Origin of the sequence: Nocardiopsis prasina DSM 43845 (assembly GCF_000341265.1) — a bacterium.
Taxonomy (GTDB): Bacteria; Actinomycetota; Actinomycetes; order Streptosporangiales; family Streptosporangiaceae; genus Nocardiopsis; species Nocardiopsis prasina.
Genome location: NZ_ANAE01000181.1, coordinates 97,693 through 115,045 on the forward strand (window position 1 = coordinate 97,693; position 17,353 = coordinate 115,045).

The 17,353-nt window shown below is 70.7% G+C and carries 14 protein-coding genes; 7 read left to right on the plus strand and 7 right to left on the minus strand.

All coding sequences use genetic code 11. From position 1 onward, the window contains the following. Positions 1 to 25: 25 nt before the first annotated feature. From D452_RS0122380 to D452_RS0122405, 6 genes are all read right to left on the minus strand, one after another. Positions 26 to 952, minus strand: coding sequence for an arylamine N-acetyltransferase family protein (locus tag D452_RS0122380; protein ID WP_017546376.1), 927 nt, complete (start codon positions 950 to 952; stop codon positions 26 to 28). Between the two features lie 195 nt (positions 953 to 1,147). Next, positions 1,148 to 2,245, minus strand: coding sequence for an ABC transporter ATP-binding protein (locus tag D452_RS0122385; protein WP_040694585.1), 1,098 nt, complete (start codon positions 2,243 to 2,245; stop codon positions 1,148 to 1,150). After that, the gene (locus D452_RS0122390) at positions 2,242 to 3,333 is read right to left on the minus strand and encodes an ABC transporter ATP-binding protein (RefSeq protein WP_017546378.1); all 1,092 of its coding nucleotides are present in this window, start codon (positions 3,331 to 3,333) and stop codon (positions 2,242 to 2,244) included. Before D452_RS0122390 ends, D452_RS0122385 begins: the two co-directional genes overlap by 4 nt. Continuing rightward, positions 3,330 to 4,298, minus strand: coding sequence for an ABC transporter permease (locus D452_RS0122395; protein WP_017546379.1), 969 nt, complete (start codon positions 4,296 to 4,298; stop codon positions 3,330 to 3,332). Before D452_RS0122395 ends, D452_RS0122390 begins: the two co-directional genes overlap by 4 nt. Then, complete coding sequence (locus tag D452_RS0122400) at positions 4,295 to 5,365, minus strand: ABC transporter permease (protein ID WP_017546380.1); 1,071 nt, start codon at positions 5,363 to 5,365, stop codon at positions 4,295 to 4,297. The genes D452_RS0122395 and D452_RS0122400 overlap by 4 nt, the downstream gene beginning before the upstream one ends. Beyond that, positions 5,362 to 7,197, minus strand: a complete 1,836-nt coding sequence (locus tag D452_RS0122405; RefSeq protein ID WP_026129579.1) for an ABC transporter substrate-binding protein — start codon at positions 7,195 to 7,197, stop codon at positions 5,362 to 5,364. The genes D452_RS0122400 and D452_RS0122405 overlap by 4 nt, the downstream gene beginning before the upstream one ends. A 236-nt stretch (positions 7,198 to 7,433) precedes the next feature. On the opposite strand from D452_RS0122405, the gene D452_RS0122410 reads away from it, so the two are divergent. The 6 genes from D452_RS0122410 (at position 7,434) to D452_RS0122435 (ending at position 14,185) form a co-directional block, all read left to right on the plus strand. Then, the gene (locus tag D452_RS0122410; protein ID WP_017546382.1) at positions 7,434 to 8,147 is read left to right on the plus strand and encodes a metal-dependent hydrolase; all 714 of its coding nucleotides are present in this window, start codon (positions 7,434 to 7,436) and stop codon (positions 8,145 to 8,147) included. 88 nt (positions 8,148 to 8,235) lie between these two features. Beyond that, positions 8,236 to 8,895 carry an O-methyltransferase gene (locus tag D452_RS0122415; protein ID WP_017546383.1) on the plus strand — a complete coding sequence of 220 codons (660 nt, stop codon included), beginning with the start codon at positions 8,236 to 8,238 and terminating at the stop codon, positions 8,893 to 8,895. A gap of 74 nt (positions 8,896 to 8,969) precedes the next feature. Continuing rightward, positions 8,970 to 10,127 (plus strand): exonuclease SbcCD subunit D, encoded by a 1,158-nt coding sequence (locus tag D452_RS0122420; RefSeq protein WP_017546384.1) that lies wholly within the window; start codon positions 8,970 to 8,972, stop codon positions 10,125 to 10,127. Then, positions 10,128 to 13,124, plus strand: a complete 2,997-nt coding sequence (locus D452_RS0122425; protein WP_017546385.1) for an AAA family ATPase — start codon at positions 10,128 to 10,130, stop codon at positions 13,122 to 13,124. 39 nt (positions 13,125 to 13,163) lie between these two features. Continuing rightward, the gene (locus D452_RS0122430; RefSeq protein ID WP_017546386.1) at positions 13,164 to 13,592 is read left to right on the plus strand and encodes a hypothetical protein; all 429 of its coding nucleotides are present in this window, start codon (positions 13,164 to 13,166) and stop codon (positions 13,590 to 13,592) included. Between the two features lie 95 nt (positions 13,593 to 13,687). Continuing rightward, on the plus strand, positions 13,688 to 14,185 hold the full coding sequence (locus tag D452_RS0122435; protein WP_017546387.1) for a DUF3558 family protein: 498 nt from the start codon (positions 13,688 to 13,690) through the stop codon (positions 14,183 to 14,185). A gap of 668 nt (positions 14,186 to 14,853) precedes the next feature. On the opposite strand, the gene D452_RS0122440 is transcribed toward D452_RS0122435, so the two are convergent. Continuing rightward, the gene (locus D452_RS0122440) at positions 14,854 to 15,723 is read right to left on the minus strand and encodes an alpha/beta hydrolase (protein WP_026129581.1); all 870 of its coding nucleotides are present in this window, start codon (positions 15,721 to 15,723) and stop codon (positions 14,854 to 14,856) included. 302 nt (positions 15,724 to 16,025) lie between these two features. Between D452_RS0122440 and D452_RS0122445 the strand changes: the two genes are divergently transcribed. Continuing rightward, complete coding sequence (locus D452_RS0122445) at positions 16,026 to 16,637, plus strand: TetR/AcrR family transcriptional regulator (protein WP_017546389.1); 612 nt, start codon at positions 16,026 to 16,028, stop codon at positions 16,635 to 16,637. The last annotated feature ends 716 nt before the right edge of the window (positions 16,638 to 17,353 follow it).

Consider the following 17,353-nt stretch of genomic DNA (forward strand, 5'->3'; position numbering starts at 1 on the left):
GACGATCACATGACGCGGGCTGGGTTCAGGCCTCCAGGAACTCCCGCACACGTCCTTCGACGATCCGGCGTTCCTCCTGGTCAAGAGCGATGTCGAACACCTCGTGCAACACTGTTCCCACCTCTCCCGGAGTCAACTCCCGTGTCTTCCCGGTGCCGTCCACCCTCTCCACGGACAGGGTCGTGTCGTTGAGCGCGTACCGGGTCCCGCCAACGCTCCGCGCGACCATCAGACGGTTGCGGAAGGGTGACCGCGGGTGGGTGGTGAGGTAGTGGCTGTACACCGCGTAGTCCTGCGGGAGTACACCCGCGGCGGCGAACAGGTACAGGTTCCGCCACCGCCCGCCGGCGAACCCGCGCAGCAGCCACTCCTCGTCGCCGATCTCCGACACCCGGTCCAGCCGCAGGTTCCAACCGCCCTGCGAGACCTGGTGGCCGTCCACGAACGGGAAGGGCTCCACGAGGCCCCCGCCGCCGAAACCGACGTCGGCCAGCCAGGGCTCACCGTCCACCAGGACCCGCAGGAGCGCGTGGGTGGAGGGCCGGGGACGGCCGTCACCACCCACCAGGACCCGGGCGGTGAAGGCGGTCAGCGTGAACCCGATCCGGTCCAGGGCGGCGGCCAACAACAGGTTCTGTTCGTAGCAGTAGCCTCCCCGGCGCTGGTGGACCATCTTGTCCGTCAGCGAGGGGACGTCCAGCGGGACCGGGCGGCCCAGGAGCAGTTGGAGGTTCTCGAAGGGAATCGCCGCCAGGTGGGCGCGGTGCACGGCGGTGAGGGTGCCCAGGGTGGGCGGCGGCTCGCCGGACAGGCCCAGACGCGCCAGGTAGGCGTCCAGATCGAGGTCGGTTCCGTGCCAGAGGTCGCGCTCGGTGAGGACGCGCTCCGGGGCTGGCGCCGGTCCCGGCGGCTTCGCTGGTACGGGTTCCTCGGGGTGCTCGTTGGTCCGCATGTCCGTGCCAACGGGGCCCACGCCGGGAGTGTTCCGGCGCGGGCCCCTCCTTAGCCCCGCACCGGACGGGAGAGCAGTTGTGGGTGACGAGGGCGGACGTCCGGGATCGACGGGCCGGTCGGCGCCCCGCGCGAGGACGCGCCGCCCGCGGCCCACCGGGACGCGGACCACGTGGTGCCCACCGGTCGGGACGCCCTACACGGTCACGGGTCCGGGCGGACCGTCCGCGCGCAGGCGGCCGGTCGCGTCCTCGGCCGCCCAGTGGCAGGCCACCCGGCGCTCGGCGCCGCCGCCCAGGACCTCCGGGTCCACGGTGGTGCACAGGTCGGCCACCCCGGCACGCTCGGCCTCACCTGAGGCCAGCACCGGACAGCGCGGGTGGAACCGGCAGCCAGCGGGGACCTGTTTGGGGTCCGGCGGCTCGCCGGAGAGCACCACGGGGCCCTCCTCCATCCCGGAGTCGGGCAGGACCGACAAGAGGGCCCGCGTGTACGGGTGGGCGGGCGCGGACAGGACCTCCTCCACGGTGCCCAGTTCCACCACGCGCCCGAGGTACATCACGGCGACCCTGTCGGCGATGTTCCACGCCAGGCCGAGGTCGTGGGTGGCCACCAGCGCGGACAGGCCCAGTTCGTCGCGCAGTTCCAGCAGCAACCGCAGGATCTCGCCGCGCACCGACGCGTCCAGGGACGCCACCGGCTCGTCGGCCACCAGCACCTCCGGGTCCAGGACCAGGGCTCCGGCGATCACCACGCGCTGGCGCTGTCCACCGGAGAGCTCGTGCGGGTAGCGGGTGAAGAACCGCTCGGGCGGGCGCAGACCGGCCTGGGACAGGGCCCGGGAGACCCGCTCCGTCTCATCGACGGCGGTTCCCTCGTGGATGCGCAGCCCCTCCACGACCGACTCGTAGACGGTGCGGCGGGGGTTGAGCGACCCCATCGGGTCCTGCTGCACGAGCTGGACCCGGCGCCGGTAGGTGCGCAGGTCGCGCGAGCGGTAGCCCAGTGGCGCCCCCTCGAACAGGACCCGGCCGCCCGTGGGCCGCTCCAGCCCGAGCAGGGCCCGGGCCAGGGTGGTCTTGCCACAGCCGGACTCCCCCACGAGGGCGACGATCTCCCCCGCCGCCACGTCCAGGTTGACCCCGTCCACGGCGCGGGCGGTACCCCGGCCGCCGCCCGGGGCGAACCCGGCGGCGAAGGCGACCCTCACGTCGTCGGCCCGCAGGATGGGCCCGGTCACCTGCTGAGGCCCGGACCGGGAGGAGGGCTGTCGTGAGTCAGTGTCGGCGCTCAACGGCTCGTCTCCTCTGTGTTGGCGGTCCCGCTCTCGTCACTCGCGCCGCCCGGTCCGCTCATGCCACCGGAGCCGCTCGCCGCGCCTGCGTGGCCGAGCGACCCCGGGCCCGTGCCCACGTGCACGCACGCGGCGTACCGGTCCGCGTGGCCGTCGCGGTCGGGGCGGACCGGCCACAGCGGCGGGTCCACGGTGGCGCACACCGTCTCGGCGACCGCGCAGCGCGGCCGGAACACACAGCCCGAGGGCGGGTCTGCGGGGTCCGGCGGGTCTCCGGGCAGTCCCCGGGGCGCCAGGCGCGAGCCCGGGTCACCGATCTTCGGGAAGGCCGCGCTGAGCGCGCTCGCGTAGGGGTGCGCGGGTTCGTGCACGACCTCCCGCGCGGGACCGTGTTCGACGATCCGCCCGGAGTACATGACCGCGACCCGGTCGCAGGTGGCCGCCAGGACGGACAGGTCGTGGCTGATCATCAGCATGCCGATCCCGGTCTCGCGCACCAGCCGCCCCAGCAGGGCCAGGATCTGCGCCTGGATCATCACGTCCAGCGCGGTGGTGGCCTCGTCCGCGATGATCAGGCGCGGCTCGCACGCCAGCGCCATCGCGATCATCACCCGCTGGCGCTGACCGCCGGAGAGTTGGTGGGGGTAGTCGCGCCGACGCGAGGCGGGCAGCCCCACCTGTTCGAGGAGCTCGGACACGCGCGCGTCCACCCGGGCCGGACCGACCAGTTCGTGGATGAGCAGGGGCTCGGCGATCTGGTCCCCGATCCGCTTCACCGGGTTGAGCGAGTGCATGGCGCCCTGGAACACCACCGACGCTCCCACCCAGCGCACGGCGCGCAGGCGGCCCCACTTCATCTGGAGGACGTCCTCGCCCTCCAGCAGGATGCGTCCGGTGACCTTCGCGCTGGCGGGCAGCAGGCGCAGCAGTGCCAGGGCCACCGTGGACTTGCCGCTGCCGGACTCCCCCGCCACCCCGAGGGTGTCCCCGGGGTCCAGGGCCAGGTCGACCCCGCGGACGGCGGGGACGTCCCCAGCGCTGCCGGAGTACGTGACGCGGAGGTCGCTGACGTCGAGAAGGCTGGTCAACTCTGCCCCTTGAGCCGTGGGTTGATGACGGACTCGACCGCGCGCCCGCACAGGGTGAAGGAGAGCGCGACCACGGCGATGGCCAGGCCGGGCGGGACGATGTACCACCAGATCCCGGCGCTGATCGCCCCGGCGGTGCGGGCCGCCTCCAGGATGCCGCCCCAGGAGATGGTGGTGGGGTCGCCCATGCCCAGGAAGGCCAGGGTGGACTCCGCGATGATGGAGGTGGCCACCAGCAGCGTGGTCTGCGCGAGCACGACCGGCATGACGTTCGGCAGCACGTGCCAGCCCATCACGTGGGCGTGGCCGCCGCCCAGGGCGCGGGCGCGCTCCACGAACGGGCGGGCCTCCACGGCGAGGGTCTGGGCGCGCACCAGGCGTGCGGTGGGCGGCCAGACGGTGAGGCCGATCGCGATGATGATGGTGCCGGTGCCGCGCGGCAGGACGGCGGCCAGCGCCACCGCCAGGACCAGGGTGGGCAGGACCAGGAACCAGTCCGTGACCCGCATGAGCACCGTGGACACGATCCGGCCGCCGACGCCGCCGGAGGAACCGAAGTGCCCGGCGGTGACTCCCACGAGGGTGCCGAGGGTGACCGACACGAAGGTGGCCAGCAGGCCGACCGTCAACGAGACCCGCGCGCCCCAGATCACCAGGTCCAGGATCGAGCGGCCGAAGTTGTCGGTCCCCAGGGGGAACTGCCAGCTCGGCGGCTCGTGGGACTCGCCCGGGGCGCCGGTGATGGTCAGGTGGGTCTGGTCGATGAACAGCGGGGCCGTCACGGCGAGCAGACCGATGGCGAGCAGCAGGCCCAGGCCGAGGAGACCGGCCCGGTTGCGGGCGTACTCGCGGGCGAAGCCGACCAGGGCCTCACGGCGGCGTCTGCGGGCCAGCGCGCGGCTGGAGAGCGCGGGGTCCGGCGGCGCCGCCGGGGCGGCCGGGGCGGGTCCGGTGGGTGAGTTCATGGGCGCACCCTCGGGTCGAGCAGCGGATACACCAGGTCGGCCAGCAGGTTCATGAGGATCACCGAGGCCGCGAACACCACGAACAGCCCCTGGACGAGGCCGAGGTCGGGCACGCGCAGACCGGAGTAGAAGAGCTGGCCGAGTCCGGGCCAGGAGAAGACCGTCTCCACGAGGATGACCCCGGAGACGACCTGCCCGAGGTTCAGGAAGATGAGCGTCACTGTGGGCAGGAGCGCGTTGGGCACGGCGTGCCTGCGGCGCACGAGGGCGTCGCGCAGTCCCTTGGCGCGGGCCGTGACCAGGTAGTCGGCGCCCTTCTCGTCCATCAGTGAGGAACGCATGATCATGAGGTACTGCGCGTAGATCACCGCGACCATGGTCAGGACCGGCAGCACCATGTGCCGGGCGGTGCTCAGAGCGGTCTCCACCGGTCCGGTGGCACTGGGCGAGACCATGCCGCCGGTCGGGAACAGGCCGGGCATGAACCCGCGCCCCGAGGCGAGCAGCACGATCAGCAGCAGGCCGAGCCAGAACGTGGGCACCGACCAGAAGAACAGCGCGACCGCCGTGTTGATCCGGTCCCCGCGTCCACCCGGCCGCCACCCGGCGCGGGCGCCGAGGAAGAGGCCGAGGAGCGCGGCGATGACCGTGCCGGTCCCGGCGAGCAGGATCGTCGGGCCCAGGCGTTCGAGGATGAGGTCGACCACCGGCTCGCGGTACTGGAAGGAGATCCCGAGGTCGAGCCGCACCAGACCGGCCGCGTAGTCGAGGAACTGCTGCCAGAGCGGCTGGTCGAGGCCGAACTGGCGACGCAGCTCCTCACGTTGTTCGGCCGAGACCTCGCGGCCCTCGGTCATGGCGCGGACGGGGTCGCCGGGCAGGATCCGGAAGAGGAAGAACCCGGCGACGATCACGGCGAACAGGGAGACCACGGCGGTGGTCAGGCGGCCGAGCACGTAGGTGGCCACGGGGGCCGCTCGGCCCAACCCCGTGGGGCCCGCCGGGGCGGGGACGTCGGTGGTCCCCGCCCCGGTCGGTTCGTCCGCCTCGGTGGGCGTTGTCGTCACTCGCGGTCCTCCACGGTGGAGCGTCGTCGGAAGAAGACGAAGGCACCCGCGACCACCAGCACCAGCACGCCGGCACCGATGCCGATGAGCACCCCGGTGGACGGCCCGGAGCCGCCGCCGGACGCGCCCTCCGCGGGCTCGGCCGACCACCAGGCCCAGTAGCCGTCCTGGCCCCAGATGTTGCCGCCCTCGGCGGGCTCCAACTGGAGGCTGGCGATGTGGTCGGTCCGGTAGGCCTCCATGATGTTCGGGTAGGCCAGGACGTTGACCACGGCCTCCCGGTACAGGACCTCCTGGAGCTGGTGGATGATCTCGGCGCGGGCCTCGCGGTCGTACTCGGCCAGCTGCGCGGCGTAGAGCTCGTCGTACTCCTCGTCACAGAAGTACGCGTCGCCCTGCATGGTGCCCGGTTCGGTGGGCAGCGCGTCGCAGGTGTGGATGCTGAACACGTAGTCGGGGTCGGGGTTGACCGTCCACCCGGTGAAGATGAGGTCGTACTCGGCGTCGTAGAGGGCGTCGCTCAGGATGCCCGGGTCGACGGTCTGGTTGTCGATCTCGATGCCGATGTCGGCGAGGCGCTCGTCGATGACCTGCCCGGCCTGGACGTTGTCCGGGCGGTCGGCGTGGACGTGCATGCGCAGTTCGAGGCGGTCGCCGTCGGGCGAGACCCGCACGCCGTCGCCGCCCCTCTCGTACCCGGCCTCGTCGAGCATCGCGTTGGCGGCGTCCGGGTCGAAGTCGAGGATGGCCTCGTCGCCCTCGGGGGCCCAGTGGAAGTCCGTGTAGCGGGGCGGGACGTAGCCGCCCGCGGCGACGGCCTGGCCGTTGGCGCCCTGTTGGACGATCTCCTCGTTGTCGATGCCCATGACGATGGCCTGGCGCAGGGTGCGGTCCTCCAGCGCCGGGTGTCCGTCACCGAACTCCTCGCCGTCCTGGGTGACGGCGCCGGGGTTGATGGTGAAGGCCTGGAACCGCTTGCCGTCGGCGACGTTGACGGCGACGTTGTCCAGCGTCTCCAGGGAGGTGATCTGGGCGTCGGTGAGCTCGTAGACGAAGGAGACCTCGCCGCTGCGCAGGGCCTCGACGGCGGCGTCCTTCTCCGAGTAGTAGCGGAAGTACAGCTCGTCGAAACCGGGGGCGCCGCGCCAGTGATCGGGGTTGGCTTGGAGGCGGATGTGCTCGCCGCGCGAGTGCTCGGTGAGGACGAAGGGGCCGCTGCCGACGGTGGGGAGGTCGTCTGCGGTGTAGTCGGAGAAGGCGTCGCCCTCCTCCTCGATGATCGGCTCCCAGACGTGTCGGGGGACGATCGGCACGCGCAGGGACTCCATGGTGGCCTGCGGTTCGTCCAACTCGATGACGACGGTCGTGTCGTCCTCGGCCGTGACGTCCTCGAACCCGGAGACGTAGTTGCCGTTGGCGACGGCGGCGGCGTCGTTCTCCATCATCGTGGTGAACGTCCACGCCACGTCGTCGGCGGTGAGCTGCTCGCCGTCGCTGAAGAGGGCGTCGTCACGGAGGTTGAACGTCCAGGTGAGGCCGTCGTCGGAGGTCTCCCAGCTCTCCGCGAGCGAGGGCTCGGGCTCGCCGGTCTCCGGGTTCACCGTGGTGAGGCTGTCGTAGACGTGCCGGAGGATGTTCGTGGTGACCGCGAGCTGCGCGGTGAAGGGGTTGAAGGAGTCGACCTGCTGGGCGATGGCGACGGTGAGGGTGTTGCCGCTCGCCTCGTCGGCGGCCGCCGGGGCCACCGTGAGGCCTCCGAGAAGGAGGAGCGCGCTGCCGGACGCCGCCGTCCGCCGGAGAAGGGTGCCGGAGGGAGGATGTTGGGTTTTCATAACGGCCCCTGTCAGGTTTCGTGGGGTTGGTGGCATTGCCACCTGGGGGTTGTTGGTTGTCTACCAACTCGCCGCGACGAGCGTCAACGATCTTCGAGGTGAGGCGGAATATCGCAACACATTCGACTCCTGTGTCGGAGGCGTTCGTGTTTCCTGGGGATGAAGTGGCTTTTGTTCCCTGTCCGAAACGCATCTCTGATTCGCGGCGATTGGCAGACTCCGCTACGGTTCCCGCCATGATGGGGCACTCGCACGCACTCAGTGGCGTGGTCGGCTGGATGGCGGTAGTACCGCTGGTCCAGGGCACGGAATTCCTTGGACTCAGCTTCGACCTGGGCCCCGGTGAGATCATCGCCGGTTCCCTGGTGTGCGCTGGCGCGGCCCTGTTGCCGGACGTGGACCACAAGAGCGCGACGGTGACCAAGACCTACGGCAAGGCCACCGAGATCCTCAGCGACATTCTCAACTGGGCGTTCGGCGGGCACCGGATGGGCACCCACTCGTTCTTCTTCGCCATCCTGATGGGCGTCCTGGTCCAGGCCCTGGCCCTGTGGTCGGAACTGGCCGTGCAGATCTTCGTGTTCCTGCTGGTCGGAATCGCTCTCCAGGGGCTGGGTTTCGGCATGGACAAGAACCGGACGGCCTCGGGGATCATCAACGCGCTGGCAACGGCGGCGATCACCCTCACCCTGTACTCCGTGGGCGTGAACTACACGTGGCTGGGTCTGGCGGTGGCCTTCGGTGTCGTCCTGCACTTCTTCGGCGACATGATCACCAAGATGGGTGTGCCGATCTTCTGGCCGTTCTGGAAGAAGCGCGTCGGCCAGGGCAAGGGCTTCGTCACCAACGGCCCGGTGGAGCAGAAGGTGGTCACCCCGCTGCTCACCATCGGCGTCATCATCGGTTCGGTGTACCTCTTCGACTGGCCCACCATCCTCCCGGACCACTAGGTCGTGTCCGCCGAACACGCCCTGGCACCGGCCCGATCGCGGGCGAGGCCGCTGGCCCGGCGGGGCGAAGCCTCCTAGGGTGGCGGGCGTGACTCGAACCACAGAGGGCATCAGCCCGGAACTGCACGCCTACGTCGTCGCCCACAGCCAGCCGGTGGACCCGGTCCTGTCGGACCTGGCCGCGGAGACCGCCGATCTGTTCCCCGAGTCCCAGGGGATGCAAATCGGCCCCGAACAGGGCGTCTTCTCCACGCTCCTCACCCAGCTGTCGGGGGCGCGGAACGCGGTGGAGATCGGCACCTTCACCGGGTACTCGTCCATCTGCTTCGCCCGGGGCCTGCCCGAGGACGGCACCCTGCTCGCGCTGGACATCAGCGAGGAGTGGACGTCGGTGGCCAGGAGGTACTGGGAGCGGGCCGGGGTCGCACGGAAGATCACCCTGCGGATCGGCCCGGCCCTGGACTCGCTGCGGGCGCTGCCGAGGGAACCCCAGTTCGACCTGGCCTTCCTGGACGCGGACAAGACCGGCTACGTGGACTACTGGGAGGAACTGGTCCCCCGTATGCGCCCCGGCGGGCTGCTGTTGGCCGACAACACGCTGTCCCACGGGCGTGTGGTGGACCCCGAACAGACCGCCCCGCACGTGCAGGGCATCCGTGACTTCAACGACAGGCTCGTCGCGGACGACCGCGTCGAACAGGTCCTGCTCCCCATCGGAGACGGCCTGACGCTGGCCCGCAGGCTCTGAGCCCTCCGCTCCGCCCGCCGGAGTTGTCCACAGGCCACACGGTTCTCCCGGCGGGGACGGAGTGATCCCGGGTAATGTCCAGTTCCATGCGCCTGCTGCACACTTCGGACTGGCACCTGGGTCGCTCCTTCCACCGGGAGAACCTCATCGAGGCCCAGGCCGCCTTCCTCGACCACCTCGTCGACACCATCCACGCGGAACGGATCGACGTGGTGGTGGTCGCCGGTGACCTCTACGACCGCGCTCTTCCGCCGGTCGACGCCGTGCGCCTGTTCGACCGCGCCCTCGGCCGCATCCGGGAGACCGGGGCCAGAGCGGTGCTGATCAGCGGCAACCACGACTCCATGGCGCGGATGTCCTTCGCCACGGACCTGATCGACGCCTCCGGGGTGCACCTGCGCAGTTCCCTGGACGGGATCGGCACCCCCGTGGTGATCGAGGACGAGCACGGTCCGGTGGCCTTCTACGGCATCCCCTACCTGGAACCGGAGATCGCCCGCCACCACTGGGACCTGCCCGAACGCGGCCACCCGGCGGCGATCGGCCACGCGATGGACCTGGTCAGGGCCGATCTCGCCCAACGTCCGGGCGCCCGCTCCGTGGTGCTCTCCCACGCCTTCGTCACCGGCGGGGAGCCCTCCGACAGCGAGCGCGACATCTCCGTGGGCGGCGCCTCGCACGTGCCCGCCTCGGTCTACGACGGCGTGGACTACGTGGCCCTGGGCCACCTGCACGGCCGCCAGACCATCACGCCGTCGGTGCGCTACCCGGGCAGCCCGCTGGCCTACTCCTTCTCCGAGGAGCACCACCGCAAGGGGTTCTGGCTGGTGGACCTGGACGCGGACGGCTTCGCCGGAGCGGAGTTCGCCGACGCCCCGGTCCCCCGGCCGCTCTCCCGTGTCAGGGGCCGCCTCGACGACCTGCTCACCGATGACCGGTGGGAGCGCCACACGGGGCACTGGCTCCACGTCACCCTCACCGACCCCCGTCGCCCCGCCCAGCCCATGGACCGGCTCCGAGAGCGCTTCCCGCACACCCTGATGCTGGAGTTCGACCCCGACGACGGCGACGCGGAGCGGCGGCCGGTCACCGTCGCCGTCGCGGACCGGCCCGAACGCGAGGTGGTCGCCGACTTCGTCGAGTGGGCCCGGGGCAGCGCCGCGACCCCGGAGGAACGCGCGCTGGTGGACCGCGCGGTCGAAGAGGTCCGCGTCCAGGAAGGGACTCGCTAGATGCGGCTGCACACCCTCACCATGACCGCCTTCGGGCCCTTCGCCGGGACCGAGACGGTCGACTTCGACCGGCTCGGCGGAGGCGGGCTGTTCCTGATCCACGGGCCGACGGGCGCGGGCAAGACCTCCGTGCTGGACGCGGTCTGCTTCGCGCTCTACGGCGACGTGCCGGGTGCGCGCGGCAAGGACCGCTCCCCCAGGAGCGACCACGCCGCGCCCGGGGTCCGGCCGGAGGTCGCCCTGGAGTTCACCGTCCGGGGACGCCGCGTGCGAATCGAGCGCAACCCTCGGTGGGAGCGGCCCAAGAAGCGTGGAAGCGGCACCGTCGCGGAGAACCAGAAGGTGCGCGTCCTCGACTGGCGGGGCGACCGCTGGGAGGGCGTGACCACCCGCCCGGACGAGGCCGGGCAGTTCGTGGGCGACCTGGTCGGGCTCACCATCACCCAGTTCTGCCAGATCGTCATGCTGCCCCAGGGCGACTTCGCCCGGTTCCTGCGGGCCAAGTCCGACGACCGGCGCAAGTCCCTGGAGCGCATCTTCAACACCCGGGTGTTCCGGGACGTGGAGGAGTGGTTCGGCGGGCACGCCCGGAAGCTGGAGCGCGAGGTGCGCGCCGCCGACGAGCGGGTGCGGGCGGTCTCCGGAAGGATCGCGGAGGTCGGCGGGTCCGCCGCCCCGCAGGACCCGGAGGAGCTCACCGCCTGGGCCGCCGAGCTGGCCTCGGTGCAGGCCGCCACCGCCCGCGACGCGGAGGCGGTCACCGCCGGGTTCACGCGAGCCCGGGACGAGGCCAGGGAGGCCCTGGCTGCCGGTCGCGAACTGCTCTCCCGCAGGGAACGGCTGGCCAGCGCCCGGGAGCGCCGCGCGGAACTGGCCGAGCGGCGCGAGTGGCGGACCGGGATCGACACTCGCCTGGCCGCCGCCGAGCGGGCCGACGCGGTGCTCCCGTCCCTGCGCGCCCGCGACCACCGCCGTACCGAACTGGACAAGGCCGAGTTGGCCGTCACCGACCGCCTGGCGCTGGTCAACGGGATCACGGACGTCGACGCCGCCGAACTCGCGGACCTCAGCACCGGTCTCCCCTCGACGCTGCGAGCCGCCGAGAGGTCCCGCCACGACGAACTCGCCCGCTTGGACCACCTGCGCGGAGACGCCGAGCGCCGCCGCTCCCTCCACCGCGACCTGGCCGGGCTCGACCGGCGGATCGCCGCCGTGCGCACCGAGGCGGCCCGGGCCCGCGAACGGGTGACGGCACTGCCCGCCCGGGTCGGGACGATCACCGAGGAGCTGCGCCGGGCCCAGGAGCAGTCCGGACTCACCGACCCCGCGAAGGCCGCTCTCGACCTGGCCGAACGGCGCCGCACGGCCGCCGAGGAGCACCGGCGTCTGGGTGGCGAGGTGGAAAGAGCCGAGGAGGAGCGGCGGCGCGTGGTCGACACCGCCCAGACCGCCCGCGACCGGTCCCAGGACCTGCGGGAGCGGCGGATCGCCCACATGGCCGCCGAGCTCGCCGCCGACCTGGCCGACGGCACGCCCTGCACGGTGTGCGGGTCCACCGAGCACCCCTCCCCCGCCGAACCGAGCGCGCGGGGACTGGTCTCGGCCGAGGAGGAGCGAGCCGCCCAGCAGGCGGCGGACACCGCCGCCGCCCAGCGCACCGAGGCGGAGAACACCCTGGTGGCGCTAAGGGAACGGCACACGGCTTCCGCCGAGCGGGCCGAGGGCCGCACCGTGGAGGCCGCCGCCGAGGAGGTGGCCGCCCGCAAACGGGAACTGGCCGACGCCCGCGCCGCCGCCCGTGAGCTGCACCGTCTGGAGGAGGAGCTGGCCCAGGCCACGGCGGACCTGGAGCGGGCCCGTCAGCGCGAGGGTGAGCTGGTGCGCGAGGAGAGCGAACTGGCCGCCCGCCGCGAGGAGGGCGCCAGAGAACACGAGCGATTGACCGCGCTGCTGGACCGGGCACGCGGTGAGGACGCCGGACTGGCCGAGCGGATCGCCCGCCTGCGCGGTGAGGCCGAGGTGCTGCGCGACGCCGCGGACGCCGTCGAGCTGCGCTCCCGGGCTGCCGAGGAGCTGAGCGCCGCCGTCACCGAGGCCGGACGCTCCCTGACCGAGGCGGGTTTCGAGGACGAGGCCCAGGTGGTGAATGCCGCCCTGGACGAGCGTGGACGCGCGGGCCTCAGGTCCCGGGCGCGCGACTTCGACGACCAGTGGGCGGCGGTCGAGGCCCGGCTCAAGGACCCCGAACTGACCGCCGCCGAGCTCGCGAAGGCGCCGGACCTCGCCGCGTTGGAGGCCGGCGCCCAGGCTTCGGACCGCGCGGCCGATCAGGCCGTGGCCTGGCAGGGCATGCTCTCGGACCGGGCCCGCCGTCTGGCGACCCTGCGCGTGGAACTCGATGGACAACTGTCCGGTTCGGAACCCGTCCTGCGCCGCTACGCGGTGGCCCAGGGGCTGAGCACCCTGGCGGCGGGAACCTCACCGGACAACACCGACAGCGTCCGGCTGTCCGCCTACGTACTGGCGGCCCGCCTGGAACAGGTGGTGGAAGCGGCCAACCACCGGCTGCTGACCATGTCCGACGGCCGCTACGAGCTGCGCTACACGGTGGACAAGGCAGCGGGCGACGGCAGGGCCCGCTCCGCCGGGGGCCTGGGCATGCGCGTGGTGGACGCCTGGACGGGGGTGGAACGCGACCCGGCGACGCTCTCCGGAGGGGAGACCTTCTTCAGCTCCCTGGCCCTCGCGCTGGGCCTGGGTGACGTGGCCACCGCCGAGGCGGGTGGGACGGAGATCGACACCCTGTTCGTGGACGAGGGCTTCGGGACCCTGGACGAGGACACCCTGGAGGAGGTCCTGGACGTGCTGGACCGGCTCCGTGACGGCGGCCGCGCCGTGGGAGTGGTGAGCCACGTCGCGGACCTCCGCCAACGCGTGACGACCCGCCTCCGTGTCGTGAAGGCCGCTGGCGGGTCCAGACTGGAGCACCACGGCTGAGCCCACCCCGGGTTGGGGCCGCTGCCGGTCGGTGCGACAATGACCAGCGTGAATTCGCTGGTCAACATCGCCGTGTTCGGAATCGGGGGCGCCATCATGGTGGCGGCCCTGATCGGTCTTCTCCTCGTGGTCTCAGGGAGCGCGCGCGGGTCCTCGCCCCGGTTGCTCACCGCCTTCGGTGCCGCTTCGGTGCTGCTCCTGGTGATGCTTCCGTCGCTGGCCGCGTTCAACGTGATGTCCGGCGGCGGTGGTTTCTGGGTGGGTTTCGCCACCGCGAGCTTCGTGGCCGCCGTCATGTATGCGGTCAACGTCGCCCTTCTGCCCGTCCTGGCGCGCCGTCAGGCCATGGTGAGCGGGCGCGCTGGTCTGGGCGACCTGCGCCCTTCTGCGTCGGTCCTGCTCGGCGGGCTGGTGATCTGCCTGGGCGTGGGTCTGCTCGTCACGGGCGTGACCGCCTTCGTCGTCTGACCGTTTCCGGCCACCCTCCCCCACCCCACGACGCCGCTCTGTAGCTTCGTGCCGGGGCCCCACTGGGCTCCGGCACCCAGCGAACGGAGCGGCGTATGCGTGTACGGGCCACCGTGGTGGTGGCGCTTCTGCTCAGTGGGTGCGCGGTGGATCTGGAGGAACGCGACTCCATCAGGCAGTTCGAAGTGGCCGCGCTGGACCCCACCCACACGCACCCTTGTGCTTTGCTCCCCGATGCCGCCGCCGTCGAACTCGGCATCCTGGATGAGGAGGGCGAGGGCAGCCCCCAGTCCGACGCGAACTGCTTCTACACGAACCGGGTCGATGCCAGCGTGGACCTCCGCGTGGAGGTTCATGAGGAGAAGGACGCCGTCGAGACCACCGTCGCCGCCGCTTTCTCTGGCGCCGACGACCAGGAGTTCGTCAGCGTGGAGGGGTATCCGGGCGTGACCACGGAGTTCCCAGACTCCTGCAACCTCACCGTGGGAGTTTCCGACGAGCACTCGTTCTACGTGCAGGTGAGTGCCGACGAGGCGTGTGAGGTGGCTGTCGAGGTGGCACGCACCGCGATCACCAACGCCCAGGACGCCTGATGCCGGGCCTCGGGTTCTGTCATCCTGTGCCCAGGAGTGGATCAATTCAAAGGTCAAGCGGAGATAACGGCCCACGTTTCCGCAGGTCGTGAACTGTAAGCCCCGCGCACGCGGGGATGGACCGAAGCCCGTGAATTTCCTCATCGACACGGTCTAGTAAGCCCCGCGCACGCGGGGATGGACCGTGCCTCGTCGTCGGCGCCCCGACCTGCCAGTACGCTCCGCACACGACGAAGCTGTGCGGAGCGGCGACGTCCAGCTCAAAGCAGACCGCTGGACTCTCCCGCTACTCGTGCTCGCACGATGTTCCTGGAGGGCAGTGTCACGACTGGAAAGGCCTCCAAGCCAAGGGCGGTTCCACCCCAGCGAGGTCGGTCGAGGCCTGGTGGCATCATCTTCGAGGATCTTGACCTCCACGAAGACCCCCGCACTCGCCACGGTGTCGTTGGCGACCGTGGTGTGGTCCCGGTCCGGGTGCCGCCGGACGGAGCGAGCCTTGTCGCCGTGGGCACCAGCCTCTTGATCTTTCACGGTCGCGACTTTCCTGCATGCGGCCACGCGGGGGGGCGACCTTCCGGCCGAGATCGCCAGACTCCCACCTGACGTCCGTGCGGCGCGATGCCGTCGAGCCCTACCGCTCGCGTGGCCGTAGGCATGCGACCCGGCCTTCAGCGCCCGTGGGAGGTCTTCAGGTAGCTGAGGAACGACGGTTGCAAACCGGTGACGTGCGTCCCCTGCAACAACGCCTTCGACAGCTGCTCCGAACGTCCCTTGGCGTGCAGCCGTTCCAGCGTGGTGAGAACGTGACGGGCCATCCCGCGATAGAACGGAACCTCTCCCAACAGTTCGGCTTCGTTCAGCGTGACGTGCAGCCGGGGAGCGGCTGCGTCCTCACCGAGTTCGGGCAGGGCGTCCACGAGGGTGAAGATCTGGCTGTCCGCGCTGGCCACACCCGGGCTGCCCGCACCGATGCTCGTGAAGAGCCCCGTGTCACGCAGCCATGCGTAGAGGGCGAAGAGACCTCCGTAGGAGTATCCGAAGAGGCCGTGCCCGGACTCGCTGACACGCAGCTTCGACCGCAGGTGAGGGTGGAGTTCGTTGGTCAGGAAGTCGAGGAAGACATCGGCCTGGGTCTGCTCCAGCTCCGCGAGGTAGGCCTCCACCTGCTCCTCGGTCATCGCACCCGACTCGCGAGCCGCGTTGAGGGTGGCCAGCATGTCGTCACCGATGGGCTCCCCCGGCGGCACGAGGTCGCGGTTGCGGATCTGTGCCCAGTTCGCGGCCTCCTCACCCGTGTAGCCGATGCTGACCTGGATGTACGGGGCGATGGTCAGATATGGGTCCGACTGGGTGACGATGAGGGGCGCGGTCAGGCCGACGGTCCAGTTGCCGTCCAGCACGTAGATGAGCGGCAGCGGTTCCGTGGAGTCCGCGTAGCCGGGGGGTGTGGTCACCCAGACGGCGTAGCGGCGTCCTGACTTCGCGGTCACCTCCAGGTACTCCGTGTCCTGCAAGCAACCGTGCAACAACTCGCTCATCGAGTCTCCCCCTTTGTGATACGGCCACCCTCGATGACGAGGGCGGCCAGGTCTGGATCACCGAACACCTTGGAGCCGTGGGACGGGCCCTGTCGTCAGGGACCTGTCGGCCCGCGTCCTGAAACGGATCGTCCCGACGCCGTCTCGGCCAGACCGGTGATGTCGGCGTTGACGCTGGTGACTGAGACCAGCCACGTACCGACCATCGGGCCTCCCGAGGCCCCGGACCTGCGTCCTCAACAGTGGTGAATTGGATATGCGGTAACGTACTCAACAGTGGTGAAACTGTCAACGGAGGCAACGTGAGATCGCCGGTCGGGGAAGGGAAGCAGCGTCTCCTGGAGTCGCTGTTCAACGAGTTCGGAGAGAACGGACCCAGCCCGAACCTGTCGATGCGCCAGGTGGCGGAGCGGCTCGGCGTGCACCACACGTTGCTGACGTATCACTTCGGATCGCGGCCGGGCCTGCTGCGTGCGGTGCTGCTGGAGGCGCGCCGCCGCGACAACCTCGCGATAGCCGCGACCGGGAACGAACTAGGGTTCGTGGCCCTGTGCAGAGCCGTCTGGAACTTCTACTCGGACCCCGCGCACGAAGACCGCATCCATGCCTTCTTCCACCTGGTCGGGCTCGCGGTCTACGAGCGGGACGCGTTCCAGGAGCTCGTCGTCGACATCGACCACCTGGCGCAGCTCCTCGAAGCTGCGGCGCTGCGCGACGGAGCTACTGCGACCGAGGCCAGGCAACACAGCATCATCGCGACCGCGTGTCTGCGAGGACTCCTGCTCCAAAGGCTGCTGAGCCCGACCGCCGAGGTCGACGCCGCGGCAGAGCGCTTCATCACCTCGTTCGCGGATTTCGGGAGTGAGAGTCACGCGTCGTCAACCGCCGTGGACCCGGGGCCGACCGGACAATAGGTCGCGCCGTGCAGCCTCCCGAGAATACGCAGTCATTCCAGAACCGGAAAACTCCGCATCCCAGGCATCAACGCCGACTGGGGTTGGGCGTCGTTGGTCGCTCTAGGGGTTGGGGTTGCTGCGGGTGGGTGGGTTCTGCGGTTGTGGTTGCTGTCCCGCGAGGGTTCTACGGCTTGGGTTGCTGTGGCGCAGCCTTTCTACGGCCAACCCGTTTTTCCCATTAGCTAAAGGCGGTCGGGTGCCGCTTACACCGTACCCCTTGGGGTTTCTCGGTCCATTCAGGGCGGGGTGGGTGGATGGTGCTGTGCCCGCACCGCACTTGGCGGATGAGCAGAACGGTGCACGACTGGTAGTTCAAGGCCAAGTACGGACACGGGCCACCCCCCAGGACTACTGACGTGTTCTAGAGATGCGTGTCCCCACCTCTGGCGAAAACCCCTGCCGTCTGAGCGCCGACCACCGCACTCCGGCCAACCCGCGCAACCCAGCGAAGCGCGTACCTGCACCTCTGCACCCCGCTGTGTCTGAGGGGATTTGCGCCGTGCGGGTTCAACCAGCACGGACGAGGCTTCAAGCACACCCCCTGGGGCTGAGGCAGCTACACACCTGCACGCGCACACCCCCTGGGGCTGAGGGGGTTGGTGCCGTGCGGGCTACTACGGCGAGTGGCTGGGGCGCCAACCTCCTGGGGGTGAAGGTGGCGCCGAACCGCCGGG